The following is a 17,424-nucleotide window of genomic DNA, read 5'->3' on the forward strand; positions in this document are numbered from 1 at the left end:
GGGTGGAGCGGGGGGATTTCAGTGGGGTGAGCGGAGGCGGAACCTTGCGGGAGCGCAGTCCGGACCGGCTCGGCCTGAACGGGCCGGCCCGGACTCCGCCCGGATCACGGGAACTTGGGCAGCCCGCCGAACGGCGACGGCGGGAAGAGCGGCAGCCCCGGGATGGCGGCGGGTGCGGCCGGGAACGCGGGCAGGCCCGGGATCGCGGCGGGCGTGGTGGTCGGCAGCCCGCCGAACGGCGAGGTGGGCGCCGGCGGGAAGGCGGGCAGCGAGGGGAACGCGGCCGGCGTCGCCGGCGCGGGCGGGAAGCCCGGGAACGCGGGCGGCGGGGTCACGGGCGCGGGCGGGAAGCCTGGGATCGCGGTGGACGGCGCGGGCGGGAAGCCGGGGATCGCGGGTGTGGGCGTGGACGGCGCGGTCGGCGCGGGCGGGAAGCCCGGGATCGCGGGCGTCGGCACCGACGGCACCGGCGGCGGCAGCACCGGCGGTACGGACGGCTGCGTCGGCGCGGACGGTTCGGCGGAGCTGTCCGCCGCGTCCTCGGCTTCGTCCTGGTCCTCGTCCGGCTCGTCCGTGTCGACGGGCTCGTCCGTGCCCGTGATGCCTTCCGCGTCCGGCTCCGGGGGCGGGGGCAGCTGGTCGAGGAACGAGCCGAGGCCCGCGGCCTGCAGCAGGTCGTCGGTGAGCTTGGGGATCTTCGTCTTCGCGTCCGCGGCGGCGAGTACATCGCCGTTCAGGGCGGCGGTCTGCAGCCGCTGCAGCTCCTTCTTGAGCGCGAGCCGTGCGGGACCGACGGGCCAGTCGCCGGCCTCCTTGCCGCCGTCGTCCTCACCGAGCACGGTCTCGATCTCGCGGTCGATCTCCGCCATCCAGAAAGGGTCGACCGCGCCCAGGCTCGTGAGCCACGAGTTGCTCAGGCCGTCCACGGCCTCCATCAGATCCTCGAGATCGGCCGGAGCGGCAGGCCGCTTGGGCCCGGCGGGCTCCTCGGGCAGGACCGGCCGCTCGGGCAGCGCCGGCTTCCCGGGCTTCCCGGGCCGCTCGGGGAGTGCCGGCCGCTTGACCGACTCGGACCCCGCGGTGGGCGGGGGATCACCCTTGCCCGTGCCGGCCGCCGCCGTGCCCGGCAGCCCCAGTGCCAGCGCACAGGCACAGGCGCCGACCGTCAGCGGCAGCGTCCCGCGCCATCTGCGCGGTGCCTTCTTGGCCCGGTGCGCCGTCATGGAGTGTCCTCTCGACCTGGGTCGCCGGTGGCCCGGCGCTTGTTACGGCCACCCTCGAAGCGCCGTACACAGTCCGCAACCAGACGGCTGCGGAGCGTGGCCATCCGGGTGTACGAGGCGGCCTGCCGGGCTACGGCGTTAGGGTCGAGGCCGCACATGGACAGGCGGATAAGCAGTGGCGAGCAGGTGGGGCGGCAGATGGGCGACATTCCGGAGCAGGGCATGACGGATGCGTACGGCCATCCGCAGGGCTGGCCCGCCAATGAACTGGAAGAGGTGCTCGGGGCCTCGCTCGGCGCCGGTCCCGCGGCGGCCGGCCGGATCCTCGAAGTGCTCGGCCGCAGCTTCGTCTGGGTGCCGCTGCCCCATGGCGGCGGACGCGGCAGCCAGAACCTCGACGTGCCGACCCTCGAACTCCAGGGACAGGCCTACGTCCCGGTCTTCAGCTCGCAGCAGCAGCTCGTCCAGGTCACCGGGCCGGCCATGTCGTACACCGTCGCGCCCGCCGTGGACTTCGCGCGCGGCCTTCCGCCGCAGGTCGGCCTGGTGGTGAACCCGGACGGCGCGATCGGCATCCCGCTGCCGCCGGCCGCCGTCGCCGAACTGTGCAAGGCCGGCCGCACCCCGCTCGACGGACCCGCGAGCGGCGGCCGCGTCCAGCTGCGCGAGCCGGACTGGAAGGAGGACCCCGTCGACTTCCTGCGGGCGGCCTCCGAGGAGTTCGAGGCCACCGGCGTCGTGGTGTCCGCGCGCCGCTGTCTCGCCGCGATCGAGACCGCCGACCCCGTGCTCTTCATCGGCGTCGAGCTCTCGCAGTGGGAAGGGCCGGGCCGCAACCTCCCGATGGACGCCCTCGGCCGCGCGCTCGGCCGGATCGCGCCGCCCTGGCCGGTGAACCTGGTGCTCCTGGATGTGGCGCAGGACCCGGTCGGCGACTGGATGACCGCCAAGGTCCGTCCGTTCTACCGGCGCGAGCACGCATAGCGCGTTGTACGGAAAACACGCGGGCGAATAAGTCACCGGGACCGTCAAGTCGGTGTCAGAAGGGCCGCATAAGCTGGTTACATAGCCCGGGCCGGTACGTCTTGTTGACGGACGTAGTGGTGCGGGGTGAGGGATAACGGGGCGAAGGGGCGGTCAAGAGTGAGTGCGTCGGGCACGGCTGCGGCCGGGCAGGTCGAGCACATGCTGCGCCAGGTGACACCCGGGCGGTACGACGCGTACGAGGCGCTGCTCCAAGCCATCACCGATGGCCGGATCTGGATGCTGCTCTGGCACGGCCAGGCCGGCTCGCCCGACGCCCAGTACGGGAACATGGAGATCGACGGATTCTCGTACGCCCCCTGTGTCACCTCGGCCCAGGAGCTGTCCGCCTCCGGCTGGAACAGGGCGCACGAGGTCGTCGCCGGACTCGACGTCGCGCACACGCTCTACCCCGACCACTACGGCCTGTGGCTCAACCCGCACGCCCCCGGCGGCGGGGTCGGTGTCCCGTGGCTGGATCTGCGCCGTATCGCCACCGGCCTCGCCAAGGTCCCGGCCGGGCCGCTGCGGCTCTCCGAGCCGGCCATCGACATCGCGCAGTTCTACGCGCAGCTCAGCCAGAACGCCCACCGCACCCCCGCGGTCCGCTCCCTGCGCCGCGCCTGGGTGCAACCTGCCCTCGGCGCCCCTTATTTGGCGATCGGTCTGGATGTGTACGACACGTCCCCGACCGCGGTCGACTCGGTGCGCGTGATGATGCAGCAGTCCATCGCCTCCGTCCCGGACGGCCTGCCGGTCTCGACGGTCGCGATGTCCGACGAGTACGACCCGATCACGATGTGGCTGCGCGCCAACTCCCGCCCGTTCTACGACCGCGAGGCGCACGGTCCGGCCGGGGTCGGTGGCTACGGGTATCCGCCCGTCAGCTGAGTGCGAGCATCGGCGCCGAATCCACCCCATCGCAGGGTGAGTGGGCCGGTTGGGGCGCCATGTCCCGTACCGGGGCGATTTGTTGGGGCCCTGGGTCTCATCTAGGTATCACCGTTATGCGGACCATTCTCCGCGGTGAGCGGTGACTGTAGTGTGCGGCGAAGTTCATGATCTCCCGGCATTCGCCGAACTCAGGGGTGGAGCAATGCGAATACTGAAATCCCGTGGCGCGCGTATGGCCACGGCGGCCGTCGCGGCCACGCTGGTCGTCACCGCTTGCGGAAGCGACCGCGACAAGGGCGACGAAGGCAAGGACGGCGGCAAGGACACCTTTGTGTTCGCCGGCGCCGGCGACCCGGCCTCCCTCGACCCCGCCCTGGCGAGTGACGGCGAGTCCTTCCGTGTCACGCGTCAGGCCTTCGAGGCGCTGCTCGAGCACGAGCCCGGTGGCTCGAAGCTCGTCGGCGGTCTCGCCGAGAAGTGGTCCTCCAACCCGGAGGGCACCGTCTGGACCTTCAACCTGCGCCAGGGTGTGAAGTTCCACGACGGCGAGGCGTTCAACGCCGCCGCGGTCTGCGCCAACTACGACCACTGGTTCAACTGGACCGGTACGTACCAGTCGAGCGCCGTGTCCTACTACTGGCAGGCCATCATGGATGGTTACGCCAAGAACGAGGACAAGGAGCTCAAGCCCTCCAACTACAAGTCCTGCACGGCGAAGGACGACAACACCGCGGTCATCGAGGTCAACAAGGCCTCGGCGCAGCTGCCCGGTGGCTTCTCGCTGAACGCCCTTGCGATCCACTCTCCTAAGTCGATCAAGGAGATGGAGAAGCAGGAGGCGACCGCCAAGGGCGACGCCATCACGTACCCCAAGTACAGCCAGGAGGCCGGGATTCTCGCCGGCACCGGCCCGTACAAGTACGTGAAGTGGAACAAGGGCGACAAGCAGGTCGAGATGACCCGCTTCGACGACTACTGGGGCGAGAAGGCCAAGGTCAAGAACCTGGTCATCAAGACCATCGACACCGAGGACGGCCGTCGTCAGGCTCTCCAGGCCGGTGACATCGACGGTTACGACCTGGTCGCTCCCGCCGATGTGAAGACCCTCGAGGACGCGGGCTACGAGGTCCCGACCCGTGACGTCTTCAACCTGCTGTACCTGGGCATGACGCAGTCGAAGAACAAGGCGCTGCAGAAGCCCGAGGTCCGTCAGGCCATCGCGCACGCCGTGGACCGCGAGAACCTGGTCAAGACCCAGCTGCCCGAGGGCGGCAAGGTCGCGACCCAGTTCATGCCGGACACCGTCGCGGGCTACACCGACAAGGTCAAGAAGTACGAGTTCGACACCGCCAAGGCGAAGTCGCTGCTCAAGGGCGCCGGTGAGTCGAAGCTGAAGGTCGACTTCTGCTACCCGACCGAGGTCTCGCGCCCGTACATGCCGAACCCGCAGGACATCTTCGAGCTGGTCAAGAACGACCTCGAGAAGGCCGGCATCACGGTGACCCCGAAGCCCATGACGTGGGCCCCGGACTACCTGGACGCCACCGAGGCGGGCTCCTGTGCTCTGCACCTGCTCGGCTGGACCGGTGACTTCAACGATGGCTACAACTTCATCGGCACCTGGTTCGCCGGCAAGGACAAGCAGTGGGGCTTCGATGACAAGAAGGTCTTCGACGCGGTGAACGCCGGTGCCGAGGAGCCCGACGCCACCAAGCGCGTCGCCGACTACGAGGCCGCCAACGTCGCGATCATGGACTTCCTGCCGGGTCTCCCGCTGTCGTCCTCGCCTCCGGGCATCGCGTTCGGCAAGAACGTGAACCCGCCGAAGGTCTCTCCGCTGACGCAGGAGAACTTCGCCGAGGTCTCCTTCAAGTAATCGCACATCACGCAGGGTTCGCCCGGTCACAGGCAGCGTCGGTGACCGGGCGTTCCCGGTTCTCAAGCAAGTAGAAAGGGGCACGCGGGGTGTTGCGACTCGTCATACGCAGACTGCTACAGCTCATACCCACCCTGCTCGGCCTGTCGGTTCTCCTGTTCGTCTGGCTGAACCGACTGCCCGGCGGACCCGCCTCAGCGATCCTGGGCGAGCGGGCGACCGAAGCCGAAGTGGCGCGCATCAACAAGCTTCTGGGGCTCGACCAGCCGCTGTACATCCAGTACGGCCGGTTCCTCAAGCGCATCGCCGAGCTGGACCTCGGCACCTCGACCCAGACGGGACAGCCGGTCTGGGACGAGTTCACGCTGCGCTTCCCGGCGACCGTCGAGCTCTCCATCGCGGCGATGATCATCGCGATCGCCGTGGGTATTCCGCTCGGCTACCTCGCCGCTCGGCACCGTGGCGGCTGGCTCGACCTCGGCAGTGTCACCGGATCGCTGATCGGCATCTGCATCCCGGTCTTCTTCCTCGCCCTGATCCTCAAGGGGATCTTCGCGGTCGAGATGGGCATCTTCCCCACGACCGGCCGGCAGTCGACCGATATCAACGCCACCGACATCACCGGTTTCGCGGTCCTCGACGGACTGATCACCGGTGAATTCGACGCTTCCTGGGACGCGTTGGTGCACCTCGTGCTGCCCGCCGTGACCCTTGCCTCGATCCCGCTCGCGGTGATCGTGCGCATGACCCGCGCCAGCGTGCTCGAAGTGGTCGGCGAGGACTACGTCCGTACCGCCGAGTCCAAGGGCCTCGAGCGCAAGGTCGTCCGCGGCCGGCACATCATGCGCAACGCCCTGCTGCCCGTCGTCACCGCGGTCGGTCTGCTCACCGGATCGCTGCTTTCGGGTGCGGTGCTCACCGAGTCCGTGTTCACCTTCGGTGGCATCGGCTCGTTCATCCGTACCGCGATCTCCGAGCGCGACTACCCCGTGCTCGTCGGCTTCATCATGTTCATCGCCCTGATCTACGTACTGATCAATCTGTTGGTGGACCTCGCGTACAGCCTGATCGACCCGAGAGTGCGGGTGCACTGACATGACCACCAGCACAAAGGCCGCGAAGATCGAGCGGCTCGCGGAACTCACCGCGCAGAACGAGACCTCCAGCGGCGCGAGCCTGTGGCGTGAGGCCTTCCGGCGCCTCAAGACCAGCAAGATGGCGATCATCGGTGGCGTGGTCATCGCGGCGTTCATCGTGATGGCCGTCGTCGGACCGTGGGTCGCCCCGCACAGCCCCAAGGCGCTGACGTGGAAGGACGAAGTCTTCCTCAACCGCGGGGAGTTCGTCGGACCGCGCGGTGAGAACTGGTTCGGTCTCGACCACCTCGGGCGCGACATGTTCTCGCGCTTCCTCGTCGGTGCCCGCCAGACCCTGCTCGTCGGTGTCGTCTCGATGCTGATCGGCCTGATCATCGGTGCGGTCATCGGCGTCGTGTCCGGTGCCGCAGCGACCCTCGGCGGCGCGGCCGGCCGTCGGGTCGACACCGTTGTCATGCGGATCACCGACATCATGCTCGCGCTGCCGTCGCTGCTGCTCGCGGCGTCGATCGCGGCCGTGATGGGCCAGTCCCTGACCACGGTGATGATCGCCGTCGGCGTCGTCCAGATCCCCATCTTCGCCCGCCTGCTGCGCGGTTCGATGCTGGCGCAGGGCAGCAAGGACTACGTCCTCGCGGCCAAGTCGCTCGGCATCCGCAAGCGCCGGATCGTCGTCACGCAGATCCTGCCGAACTCGCTCAGCCCCGTGATCGTCCAGGCGACCCTCAGCCTCGCCACGGCGATCATCGAGGCGGCCGCGCTGTCGTACCTCGGACTCGGCAACCCCGATCCGTCGGTGCCCGAGTGGGGCGTCATGCTCTCGCAGGCGCAGCGCTTCTTCGACAACGCGCCGATGATGGCCGTCTATCCCGCGGTCGGCATCATCATCACCGCCCTCGGCTTCACCCTGCTCGGCGAGGCCATGCGGGAAGCCCTCGACCCGAAGCTGCGAGGCTGAACTGCCATGGCACTGCTCTCAGTTGACGAACTCTCCGTCACCTTCGGCGGCGTCCACGGACGCAAGGAATCCACCGCGGTCGACGGCGTCTCCTTCGACGTCGACCAGGGCCAGGTCGTGGGCCTGGTCGGCGAGTCGGGCTGCGGCAAGTCCGTGACCTCGCTCGCGCTCATGGGGCTGCTCCCGGGCAAGGGCGTCAAGCTCGGCGGCCGCGCCGACTTCGACGGCAACAACCTGCTCACCATGAGCCAGCGCGAGCTGCGCGAAATGCGCGGCAAAGAGATCGCGATGATCTTCCAGGACCCGCTCTCCTCCCTGAACCCGGTCGTCCCGATCGGGGTCCAGGTCACGGAGATCCTCCAGCGCCACCGCGGCCTGAAGGGCGAGCCGGCCCGCAAGGAAGCGGCGCATCTCCTTGACCGCGTGGGCATTCCCGACCCGACCCGTCGGCTCAAGGAGTACCCGCACCAGCTCTCCGGCGGTATGCGCCAGCGCGCGCTGATCGCCATGGCCGTGGCCTGCGCCCCGCGCCTGCTGATCGCGGACGAGCCGACCACCGCCCTCGACGTCACCATCCAGGCGCAGATCCTGGAGCTCCTCAAGGAGCTGGTGGACGAGGAGGGCACCGCACTCCTGATGATCACCCACGACCTGGGTGTCGTCGCCGGCCTGTGCGACCAGGTCAATGTGCTGTACGCGGGCAAGGTGGTGGAATCCGCGGACCGCCACGAGCTGTTCGCCCACCCCATGCACCCGTACGCGCACGGCCTGCTCGAATCGATCCCGCGGCTCGACGCGCCGCGCGGCGAGCCGCTCAAGCCGATCCGCGGATCCATCAACGACCGCATCGCCTGGGCCGACGGCTGTGCCTTCGCGCCCCGCTGCGACTACTACACGATCGAGTGCCTGACCGGCACTCCCGCCCTGACCGTGCCCGCCGCGGCCGGCCATCAGGTCCGGTGCGTCAACCCCGTACGGGAACCGGTCGAGATCGCGACCCTGGAAACCCCCGACGTCACCGCGACGGCGCATGGAGGGACGAGCGCATGAGCCTCCTTGAACTGAACGACGTCAAGGTCCACTTCCCGATCAAGCGGGGCGTGTTCTTCGACCGCACGGTCGGCCATGTGTACGCGGTCGACGGCATCTCCCTGAAGGTCGAGGCGGGCGAGACATACGGCCTGGTGGGCGAGTCGGGCTGTGGCAAGACCACGCTCGGGCGTGCCGTGCTCCGCCTGGTCGACATCACCTCCGGTGAAGTCGTCCTGGACGGCACCGATCTGGCCTCGCTGCCCGACAAGGAGATGCGCTCGATGCGGCGCCGGCTCCAGATGGTCTTCCAGGACCCGCTGGGCAGCCTGAACCCGCGCCAGAACATCGAGTCGATCCTCTCCGAGGGCATGGCGGCGCACGGGATCGGCGCCAACCAGGAGGAGCGCCGCGAGAAGATCCGCGCGATCCTCGCCAAGGTCGGTCTGCCGTCCAACGCGCTGTCGCGCTACCCGCACGAGTTCTCGGGCGGTCAGCGTCAGCGCATCGGAATCGCGCGCGCCCTGGTCCTCGAACCGGACGTGATCATCTGCGACGAGCCGGTGTCCGCGCTCGACGTGTCCATCCAGGCGCAGGTGGTCAACCTCCTCGACGAGCTCCAGGAGGAACTGGGCCTGACGTACGTCGTCATCGCCCACGACCTCGCGGTGGTCCGGCACATCTCCGATGTCATCGGTGTGATGTACCTGGGCTCGCTGGTGGAGGAGGCGCCGAGCGATTCGCTGTACGCGGAGCCGAAGCACCCGTACACCAAGGCGCTCATGTCGGCGGTGCCGATCCCGGACCCGGTGGTCGAGGAGGCCCGCGAGCGCATCCTGCTCACGGGCGACCTGCCCTCGCCCGCCAACCCGCCGTCCGGCTGCCGCTTCCACACCCGTTGCCCGTGGGCCCAGCCCAAGTGCAAGGAGGAGCGTCCGCAGCTGCGCGAGGTCGGCGACGGCCACCGCGTGGCCTGCCACTTCGTGGAGGACATCGAGTCCGGTGTGCTCCAGATCGGCACGGACCGCGCGGCCGTCGTGCCGGCGGCCCGTACGGAGGACGCGGGCATCGAGGCCGCGGCGGCGAAGGCTGCGGAGGCGGCAGAGGCGGCCGAGGACAAGGCAGTTGAGGAGAAGTCTGCTTCGGTCGAAGCGACCGACTCCGAGGCGGCCGAAACCGACTCGACAGAATCCGCCAAGGACTCAACCGCTCAGGGCGCGTAACCCCCTAGCACCCGGCCGGACCCAACCGGCACCCCATCAGCCCCCGGGATCCCTCCCGGGGGCTTTTGGCTGCTCACGGCACCTACCAGCCCAACCGGTGCTCAAACTGCAGGAATTACGGTTCCGCAAACTTCCTGGTCCACCCCTGGCGCGTGATCTAGATCACAGAGAACACTCCCGGGAGGCGAGTTGCTATCAGGCCAAACCACCCAGCGTGGAGGAGGTCCGACGCACGTGACCGCACCTTTGGAGACCACATCGGCGAGCGCCGAGGCGCAGCCGGAAGCCGTGCTCGCAGGGGCCGGAGCGAGTCAGATCGAAGGCCGTTCGCTCGGCCAGATCGCCTGGACCCGGTTCAAGCGCGACAAGGCGGCCGTGGCCGGCGGCATCGTCGTGATCGGTCTCGTGCTGATGGCGGCACTGGCCAAGCCGATCCAGGCGGTCTTCGATCTGGATCCCAACAAGTTCCACCAGGACCTCGTCGATCCGGCGCTGCAGGCCCCCAAGGGGGCCTGGGGCGGGATGAGTTGGGAGCATCCGCTCGGCGTCGACCCGGGCTTCGGACGCGATCTGCTGGCCCGCGTGATCGAGGGCTCGTGGGTCTCCCTGCTCGTAGCGGTCGGGGCCACCTTGGTCTCGGTGACGATCGGCGTGATCCTGGGAGTGATCGCGGGCTACTACGGCGGCTGGGTCGACAGCGTTGTCAGCCGCCTGATGGACACCTTCCTGGCGTTTCCGCTGCTCCTGTTCGCGATCTCGCTCTCCGCGTCGGTGCAGGACGGCTTCTGGGGGCTGACGGGGCTCCCGCTGCGGATCGCCGTACTCATCTTCGTCATCGGGTTCTTCGCCTGGCCGTACATCGGCCGGATCGTCCGCGCCCAGACGATGAGCCTGCGCGAGCGCGAGTTCGTGGAGGCGTCGCGCTCGCTCGGTGCGCGCGGCCCGTTCATCATCTTCCGCGAGCTGATGCCCAATCTGGTGGCGCCGATCCTCGTCTACGCCACGCTCCTCATCCCGACCAACATCCTCTTCGAGGCCGCGCTCAGCTTCCTGGGTGTGGGCATCGCCCCGCCGCAGGCCTCATGGGGCGGCATGCTCACCGATGCCGCGGACCGGTACGAGGCGGATCTGCAGTACATGTTCGTGCCCGGACTCGCGATCTTCATCACCGTCCTGGCCTTCAACCTTCTCGGGGACGGGCTGCGCGACGCGCTCGACCCCCGGAGCAAGTAGTCCCGTGTCGCAGGCATCGGCAGTCGTACGCATCGGCGGCCGTAGGCATCCAATTCAGGAGGAAGCCTCAGTATGAAGACCAAGAAAGTGACGGCCGTCATCGGGACGGCGCTCGCACTGGCGCTGACCGCGTCGGCCTGTGGCGGCTCGGACGACGGCGACGGCGACGGCAAGAAGAACAACGGCAAGAAGGCCGTGGCCGACGCCGCACTCGAGGCAGTCGTGAACCAGTCCACCGAGAGGGGCGGCACGGTCACCTTCGAGCACTCCGACGTGCCGGACTCGCTCGACCCCGGCAACACGTACTACGGCTGGGTGCAGAACTTCTCGCGCCTGTACGGCCGTTCACTGACCAGCTTCAAACCGGCGGCCGGCGCGGAGGGCCTGGAGATCGTGCCCGACCTCGCCACGTCCCTGGGCAAGCCGAGCGCCGACGCCAAGACCTGGACGTACCAATTGCGCAAGGGCGTGAAGTACGACGACGGCAGCGAGGTCACCTCGAAGGACGTCAAGTACGCCGTCGAGCGCTCCAACTTCGCCCCGGAGGCGCTCTCGAACGGACCCACGTACTTCAAGGCGTATCTGGAAGGCGGCGACAAGTACAAGGGCCCGTACAAGGACAAGAGCCCCGAGGGCATCGCGTCCATCGAGACCCCCGACGACCACACCATCGTCTTCAAGCTCAGCAAGCCGTTCGCGGACTTCGACTACCTCGCCACGTTCTCGCAGACCATGCCGGTGCCCCAGGCCAAGGACAAGGGCGCCGAGTACGTGAAGAACATCGTGTCCTCGGGCCCGTACAAGTTCGAGTCGTACAACGAGGGCCGTAACGCCGTCCTCGTGCGCAACCCGCACTGGGACAAGAAGACCGACCCGGTCCGCCCGGCGCTCGCCGACCGGATCGAGGTCAAGTTCAAGGTCAACCCGACCACGGTCGACCAGCATCTGCTCAACGACCAGATCACCGTGGACGCGGCGGGCACCGGTCTGCAGACCAAGAGCCAGCCGAAGGTCCTGACCAAGAGCGCGGAGAAGGCCAAGACCGACAACCCGTACGCGGGCGCCCTGACCTATCTGGCGATGTCGACGAAGGTGGCGCCCTTCGACAACGTCGAGTGCCGCAAGGCCGTGCAGTACGCGGTCGACAAGGCCTCGGTGCAGCAGGCGCTCGGCGGCGACACCAAGGGCGATGTGGCCTCGACGATGCTCCCTCCGACGGTCAACGGCTATGTGAAGGCCGACATGTACCCGACCGAGGGCAACAAGGGCGACGAGGCCAAGGCCAAGGAGCACCTGGGCAAGTGCGGGCAGCCGAACGGCTTCACCACCAACCTGTCGGCCCGCGCCGACCGCCCCGACGAGATCTCCATGGCGACCGCGGTCAAGGCCTCCCTCGAGCGGGTCGGCATCAAGGCGGAGATCAAGACGTTCCCCTCGGGCAAGTACTTCGCGAACTTCGCGGGCAACCCGAGCTACGTCCATGAGCACAAGCTCGGCCTGATGATGATGGCCTGGGGCGCCGACTGGCCCACCGGCTTCGGCTTCCTCGACCAGATCGTCAACGGCTCCGCGATCAAGCCCTCCGGCGGCAACAACCTGATGGAGCTCGACGACCCCAAGGTCAACGCGGCCCTCGGCGAGGGCATCGGCATGACCGACGCCGACGAGCGCACCAAGAAGTGGGGCGAGGTCGACAAGCTGGTCATGGAGACGGCCTCCGCGGTCCCGCTGATCTACCGCAAGAACCTGCTCTACCGCCCGGACTCGGCGACGAACGTCACCGTCACCCAGGCCTATCTGGGGATGTACGACTACTTGCTGATCGGCACGGACAAGAAGTGACACCGCGCCGATCGACTCCCCGTCCGGGCAAGGAACATCCGAGAGGCAGGTGAAGGCAACGAAGTGGCCGCCCGGGCCCCGTCCGGCCCGGGCGGCCACCTCACGCCGCTGAGCTGTGACCGCCTATCTCATCCGCCGTCTGTTCGCCGCGGTGATGCTGCTCGTCGTCGTCACCGCCGTCACGTTCGCGATCTTCTTCCTCGTGCCCAGGCTCGGCGGCCAGTCGGTCGACGACCTGGCCGTGCAGTACGTGGGCAAGGACGCCAACCCCGAGTCGGTCGCCGCCGTCAAGCAGAACCTCGGCCTCGACCAGCCGCTGATCGTGCAGTACTTCGACTTCATCAAGGCGATCTTCGTGGGCGCCGAGTACAAGTTCGGCCCCGACGCCTCCGAATGCAGCGCGCCTTGCTTCGGCTACTCGTTCCGCAGCCACATCGAGGTCTGGCCCGAGATCACCCAGCGCATCCCCGTCACCCTGTCCCTCGCGGTCGGCGCGGCCGTGCTCTGGGTGATCTCCGGCGTCACCATCGGGGTCGTCTCGGCCCTCAAGCGGGGCACCTTCATCGACCGTCTCGCCATGACCATCGCGCTGCTCGGCGTCTCGCTGCCGATCTTCTTCACCGGTCTGCTCGGCCTCGCGCTCTTCACCTCGCAGTGGCCCATCTGGGAGAGCGTGGACTACATCCCGATCACCGAGGACCCCGGCGAATGGTTCTGGAACCTGATCATCCCGTGGTGTTCGCTCGCCTTCCTCTACTCGGCGCTGTACGCCCGGCTCACCCGCGCCGGAATGCTGGAGACGATGGGCGAGGACTACATCCGTACGGCACGCGCCAAGGGCCTGCGCGAGTCGAAGGTCGTCGCCAAGCACGGACTCCGGGCGGCCCTCACCCCGATCGTCACCATCTTCGGGATGGACTTCGGGCTCCTCGTCGGCGGCGCGATCATCACCGAACAGGTCTTCTCGCTGCAGGGCATGGGCGCCTATGCGGTCCAGGCCGTCAAGGACAGCGATCTGCCCATCGTCATGGGCGTGACCTTGGTGGCCGCCTTCTTCATCGTCTTTTGCAACCTGATCGTGGACCTGTTGTACGCGGCCATCGACCCCAGGGTGAGGTACTCGTGAGCGAACTCGAATCCGAGGTGGGCCGCTCGTCCGTACCGGGTCCGCGCACCGGTGCCGCCGGGACCGCCGGGACCTCGGCGGCCTTGGAGGGCGAAGTCTTCCTCTCCGTACGGGATCTGCGCATCCACTTCGACACGGACGACGGCCTGGTCAGATCCGTCGACGGCATCTCCTTCGACGTACGCCGCGGCCGCACCCTCGGCATCGTCGGCGAATCCGGCTCGGGCAAGTCCGTGACCTCGCTGGGCATCATGGGCCTGCACCGTTCGCACAGCGCCCGGATCTCCGGTGAAGTGTGGCTGGACGACGATGAGTTGATCGCGTCGAGCGAGGACTTCGTGCGCCGGCAGCGCGGCCGCAAGATGGCCATGATCTTCCAGGACCCGCTCTCCGCGCTGCACCCGTACTTCACGGTGGGCGCGCAGATCACCGAGGCCTACCGCGTGCACCATCCCGTGTCGAAGAAGATCGCGAAGGCCCGCGCGCTCGACATGCTCGACCGCGTCGGCATCCCCGAACCGGCCAAGCGCTACTCGGGATATCCGCACGAGTTCTCCGGCGGGATGCGCCAGCGCGTGATGATCGCGATGGCCCTGGTCAACAACCCCGAACTGCTCATCGCGGACGAGCCGACGACCGCGCTCGACGTCACCGTCCAGGCGCAGATCCTGGACCTGATCCGCGATCTGCAGAAGGAGTTCGGCTCCGCGGTCATCGTGATCACCCACGATCTGGGGGTGGTCGCGGAGATCGCCGACGACCTCCTGGTGATGTACGCGGGCCGCTGCGTCGAGCGGGGCACGGCCGAGCAGGTCTTCGAGGCTCCCCAACACCCGTACACCTGGGGTCTGCTCGGCTCGATGCCGCGCATCGACCGGGACCAGACAGAGCGCCTCATCCCGGTCCGCGGGACTCCGCCCAGCCTCATCAACGTGCCCGCCGGCTGCGCCTTCCATCCACGCTGCCCGCACGCCGACGTACCGCAGGACGACAAGACCCGCACCCTGCGACCCGAACTGCGCGAGGTCGGCAGCGGACACTTCACCGCCTGCCACCTCGCCCAGGAGGAGCGGACCCGGATCTGGACCGAGGAGGTCGAGCCGAAACTGTGACGGATCTGAGGAAGCCCCCAGTGGCAGGCGAGCCGTTGCTCAAGGTGGACGGCCTGGTGAAGCACTTCCCGATCAAGAAGGGCGTGCTGCAGCGCACGGTCGGCGCGGTCCAGGCCGTCGACGGCGTCTCCTTCGATGTACGCCCGGGCGAAACCCTCGGCGTGGTGGGGGAGTCGGGCTGCGGCAAGTCCACGATGGGCCGGCTGATCACCCGGCTGCTCGAACCGACCGGCGGGCGTGTGGAGTTCGAGGGCCGGGACATCACGCATCTGTCCGTGGGGCAGATGCGCCCGCTGCGCAAAGACGTCCAGATGATCTTCCAGGACCCGTACTCCTCGCTGAATCCCCGGCACACGATCGGCACGATCGTCGGGGCGCCTTTCCGGTTGCAGGGCGTGACCCCCGTGGGCGGCGTCAAGAAGGCCGTCCAGGAGATGCTGGAGCGCGTCGGCCTCAATCCCGAGCACTACAACCGCTATCCGCACGAGTTCTCCGGCGGCCAGCGCCAGCGCATCGGCATCGCCCGCGCCCTGGCGCTCAAGCCCCGGCTCGTGGTGGCCGACGAACCGGTCTCGGCGCTCGACGTCTCCATCCAGGCCCAGGTGGTCAACCTCCTCGACGACCTCCAGGACGAGCTCGGGCTCACGTACGTGATCATCGCCCATGACCTCTCGGTCATCCGCCATGTCTCCGACCGCATCGCGGTGATGTACCTCGGCAAGATCGTCGAACTGGCCGACCGCAAACCGCTGTACGAGACCCCGATGCACCCGTACACCAAGGCCCTCCTCTCAGCGGTCCCGGTCCCCGACCCCAAGCGCCGCGCGGCCCGTACCTCCCGCATCCTGCTCCGCGGCGATGTCCCGTCGCCCATCTCCCCGCCGTCCGGCTGCCGCTTCCACACGCGGTGCTGGAAGGCGACGACCGTCTGCGAGACGACCGAGCCCCCGCTCATCGAACTGGCTCCGGCCCACCGGGTCGCCTGCCACCATCCGGAGAACGCACCGGACCAGGCGCCGGCGGACACGCAGCCGCTCGCGGGGACACCGGCCGAGGACCAGGTGGTCCACCAGTCAGAATGAACCGTGCTGCACGACCTCTTCTCGCCCTCCGTCCAACACGGCCTCGACCTCGCCGGGATCTTCGTCTTCGCGATCTCCGGCGCGCTCTTGGCCGTGCGCAAGAACTTCGACGTGTTCGGCATCGCCGTACTCGCCGAGATCACCGCCCTGGGCGGCGGCCTCCTGCGCGACCTGATCATCGGCGCCGTCCCGCCGGCCGCCTTCACGGACCTCGGCTACTTCGTCACCCCGCTCTTCGCGGCCGCCCTTGTCTTCTTCCTGCACCCCCAGGTCGAGCGGATCAACCGCGCCGTGAACACCTTCGACGCGGCCGGCCTCGGCCTGTTCTGCGTCACGGGCACCACGAAGGCGTACGAGTACGGACTCGGCCTCACCTCGTCCGCGGCCCTCGGTCTCGCCACCGCGGTAGGCGGCGGTGTGCTCCGTGACGTCCTCGCCAACGAAGTCCCTTCGCTGCTGCGCTGGGACCGCGACCTCTACGCCGTGCCCGCGATGGTCGGCGCCGGCATCGTGGTGCTCTGCATCCGTTACGACGCGCTGAACACCTTCACCAGCGGGGCCGCCGTCATCACCGCTTTCGTGCTCCGGCTGCTCGCGATGCACTACCACTGGCGGGCTCCGCGGGCGTGGAACCGGCGCTCGCACGCGCAGGAGGAGACGGCCTAGCCGTCCGTGCCGGCAAGCAGCAAAGCTACCGCTCAGTAGCAAGCTGATGTACCGTGCATCCCATGACCCAGGAGACCTCGGCACAGGCCACCATCGGCGACAGCGAGTTCGACCGCGACACCGCGGTGACCCTGCGCGAGCCCGGAATCTACGATGCGGAACTCTCCGCCGGCTGGACCATCATCAGCGCGGTCAACGGCGGCTATCTGCTCGCCGTCATCGGCCGCGCGCTCGGCCAGGCGCTGCCGCACGCGGACCCGTTCACGATCTCGGCGCACTACCTCACCGCGTCCCACCCGGGCCCGGCGGTCATCCGCACCGAGACGGTCCGCACCGGCCGCACCCTCTCCACCGGCCAGGCCTCGCTCTTCCAGTACGACGAGGAGGGCCGCGAGGTCGAACGGATCCGGGTCCTCGCCTCGTACGGCGACCTCGACGCGCTCCCCGACGACGTCCGCACCACCGCGGCCCGGCCCTCGATCCCGCCGGTCGACCAGTGCTTCGGACCACAGGACGCGCCCACCCCGATCAAGGGCAGCACGGCGATCACCGACCGCCTGTGGCTGAAGCTGGACCCGGCCACGCTCGGCTGGGCGCTCGGCGCACCCTCGGGCAAGGGCGAGATGCGCTCCTGGTTCGGCCTCGCCGACGGCCGCGACGCCGACCCGCTCTCGCTGCTCCTCGCCGTGGACGCGCTGCCGCCCACCGCCTTCGAACTCGGCATCCAGGGCTGGATCCCCACGGTCGAACTCACGGTCCACGTCCGCTGCCGCCCCGCGCCCGGCCCGCTCCGTATCGCGATCACCACCCGCAACCTGGCCGGCGGCTTCCTGGAGGAGGACGCCGAGGTCTGGGACAGCGAGGACCGCCTGGTAGCCCAGTCACGCCAGCTGGCACGGACGCCGCTGGGATTCAGCCCCGCCGGCGTTTGAGGCGATCTTTCAGCCCCTCCGGCGTTTGAGGAGATCCGAACGAAGTTCGGATGCCGGGGTCCGGGGCGGAGCCCCGGTTTCGGGAAGGGGCGGGGCGGGGAGAGAAAT

At 68.6% G+C, this 17,424-nt stretch carries 15 protein-coding genes; 14 read left to right on the top strand and 1 reads right to left on the bottom strand.

What is annotated here, in order from left to right; all coding sequences use genetic code 11:
- Positions 1-104: 104 nt before the first annotated feature.
- The gene (locus G6045_RS30225) at positions 105-1,223 is read right to left on the bottom strand and encodes a hypothetical protein (protein ID WP_165335338.1); all 1,119 of its coding nucleotides are present in this window, start codon (positions 1,221-1,223) and stop codon (positions 105-107) included.
- A gap of 198 nt (positions 1,224-1,421) precedes the next feature.
- Between G6045_RS30225 and G6045_RS30230 the strand changes: the two genes are divergently transcribed.
- The 14 genes from G6045_RS30230 to G6045_RS30295 all read left to right on the top strand — a co-directional run bounded on the left by G6045_RS30230 (position 1,422) and on the right by G6045_RS30295 (position 17,316).
- Complete coding sequence (locus G6045_RS30230; protein WP_165335349.1) at positions 1,422-2,207, top strand: enhanced serine sensitivity protein SseB; 786 nt, start codon at positions 1,422-1,424, stop codon at positions 2,205-2,207.
- A 159-nt stretch (positions 2,208-2,366) separates the two neighbouring features.
- Positions 2,367-3,137, top strand: a complete 771-nt coding sequence (locus G6045_RS30235) for an enhanced serine sensitivity protein SseB C-terminal domain-containing protein (RefSeq protein WP_165335339.1) — start codon at positions 2,367-2,369, stop codon at positions 3,135-3,137.
- 205 nt (positions 3,138-3,342) lie between these two features.
- Positions 3,343-5,016: an ABC transporter substrate-binding protein gene (locus tag G6045_RS30240; RefSeq protein ID WP_165335340.1), complete on the top strand. Its 1,674-nt coding sequence runs from the start codon at positions 3,343-3,345 to the stop codon at positions 5,014-5,016.
- Positions 5,017-5,105: 89 nt separating this feature from the next.
- A complete protein-coding gene (locus G6045_RS30245) occupies positions 5,106-6,110 on the top strand; it encodes an ABC transporter permease (RefSeq protein WP_165335341.1) in 1,005 nt (334 codons plus the stop codon).
- Position 6,111: 1 nt separating this feature from the next.
- Positions 6,112-7,071 carry an ABC transporter permease gene (locus G6045_RS30250; RefSeq protein WP_165335342.1) on the top strand — a complete coding sequence of 320 codons (960 nt, stop codon included), beginning with the start codon at positions 6,112-6,114 and terminating at the stop codon, positions 7,069-7,071.
- A 6-nt stretch (positions 7,072-7,077) separates the two neighbouring features.
- Positions 7,078-8,121, top strand: a complete 1,044-nt coding sequence (locus G6045_RS30255; RefSeq protein ID WP_235968396.1) for an ABC transporter ATP-binding protein — start codon at positions 7,078-7,080, stop codon at positions 8,119-8,121.
- Complete coding sequence (locus tag G6045_RS30260; RefSeq protein WP_165335343.1) at positions 8,118-9,323, top strand: ABC transporter ATP-binding protein; 1,206 nt, start codon at positions 8,118-8,120, stop codon at positions 9,321-9,323. The genes G6045_RS30255 and G6045_RS30260 overlap by 4 nt, the downstream gene beginning before the upstream one ends.
- A 234-nt stretch (positions 9,324-9,557) precedes the next feature.
- Positions 9,558-10,556, top strand: a complete 999-nt coding sequence (locus G6045_RS30265) for an ABC transporter permease (RefSeq protein ID WP_165335344.1) — start codon at positions 9,558-9,560, stop codon at positions 10,554-10,556.
- A 72-nt stretch (positions 10,557-10,628) separates the two neighbouring features.
- Entirely contained in the window at positions 10,629-12,398 is a 1,770-nt protein-coding gene (locus tag G6045_RS30270; RefSeq protein WP_165335345.1) for an ABC transporter substrate-binding protein, read from the top strand.
- Positions 12,399-12,513: 115 nt separating this feature from the next.
- Positions 12,514-13,524 (top strand): ABC transporter permease, encoded by a 1,011-nt coding sequence (locus G6045_RS30275; RefSeq protein WP_165335346.1) that lies wholly within the window; start codon positions 12,514-12,516, stop codon positions 13,522-13,524.
- Positions 13,525-13,607: 83 nt separating this feature from the next.
- A complete protein-coding gene (locus G6045_RS30280; RefSeq protein ID WP_206344369.1) occupies positions 13,608-14,636 on the top strand; it encodes an ABC transporter ATP-binding protein in 1,029 nt (342 codons plus the stop codon).
- A complete protein-coding gene (locus G6045_RS30285; protein ID WP_165335350.1) occupies positions 14,606-15,718 on the top strand; it encodes an ABC transporter ATP-binding protein in 1,113 nt (370 codons plus the stop codon). The genes G6045_RS30280 and G6045_RS30285 overlap by 31 nt, the downstream gene beginning before the upstream one ends.
- A gap of 3 nt (positions 15,719-15,721) precedes the next feature.
- Positions 15,722-16,384 carry a trimeric intracellular cation channel family protein gene (locus tag G6045_RS30290; protein ID WP_165335347.1) on the top strand — a complete coding sequence of 221 codons (663 nt, stop codon included), beginning with the start codon at positions 15,722-15,724 and terminating at the stop codon, positions 16,382-16,384.
- 62 nt (positions 16,385-16,446) lie between these two features.
- Entirely contained in the window at positions 16,447-17,316 is an 870-nt protein-coding gene (locus G6045_RS30295) for a thioesterase family protein (protein ID WP_165335348.1), read from the top strand.
- The last annotated feature ends 108 nt before the right edge of the window (positions 17,317-17,424 follow it).

It is taken from the genome of Streptomyces mesophilus (genome assembly GCF_011044995.1).
GTDB classification, from domain to species: domain Bacteria; phylum Actinomycetota; class Actinomycetes; order Streptomycetales; family Streptomycetaceae; genus Streptomyces; species Streptomyces mesophilus.

Bases quoted from the DNA above. Each gene is read 5' to 3' on its own strand.
- G6045_RS30270 (WP_165335345.1), top strand. From the start codon at position 10,629: ATGAAGACCAAGAAAGTGACGGCCGTCATCGGGACGGCGCTCGCACTG.
- G6045_RS30240 (WP_165335340.1), top strand. From the start codon at position 3,343: ATGCGAATACTGAAATCCCGTGGCGCGCGTATGGCCACGGCGGCCGTC.
- G6045_RS30250 (WP_165335342.1), top strand. From the start codon at position 6,112: ATGACCACCAGCACAAAGGCCGCGAAGATCGAGCGGCTCGCGGAACTC.
- G6045_RS30255 (WP_235968396.1), top strand. From the start codon at position 7,078: ATGGCACTGCTCTCAGTTGACGAACTCTCCGTCACCTTCGGCGGCGTC.
- G6045_RS30230 (WP_165335349.1), top strand. From the start codon at position 1,422: ATGGGCGACATTCCGGAGCAGGGCATGACGGATGCGTACGGCCATCCG.
- G6045_RS30295 (WP_165335348.1), top strand. From the start codon at position 16,447: ATGACCCAGGAGACCTCGGCACAGGCCACCATCGGCGACAGCGAGTTC.
- G6045_RS30260 (WP_165335343.1), top strand. From the start codon at position 8,118: ATGAGCCTCCTTGAACTGAACGACGTCAAGGTCCACTTCCCGATCAAG.
- G6045_RS30225 (WP_165335338.1), bottom strand. From the start codon at position 1,223: ATGACGGCGCACCGGGCCAAGAAGGCACCGCGCAGATGGCGCGGGACG.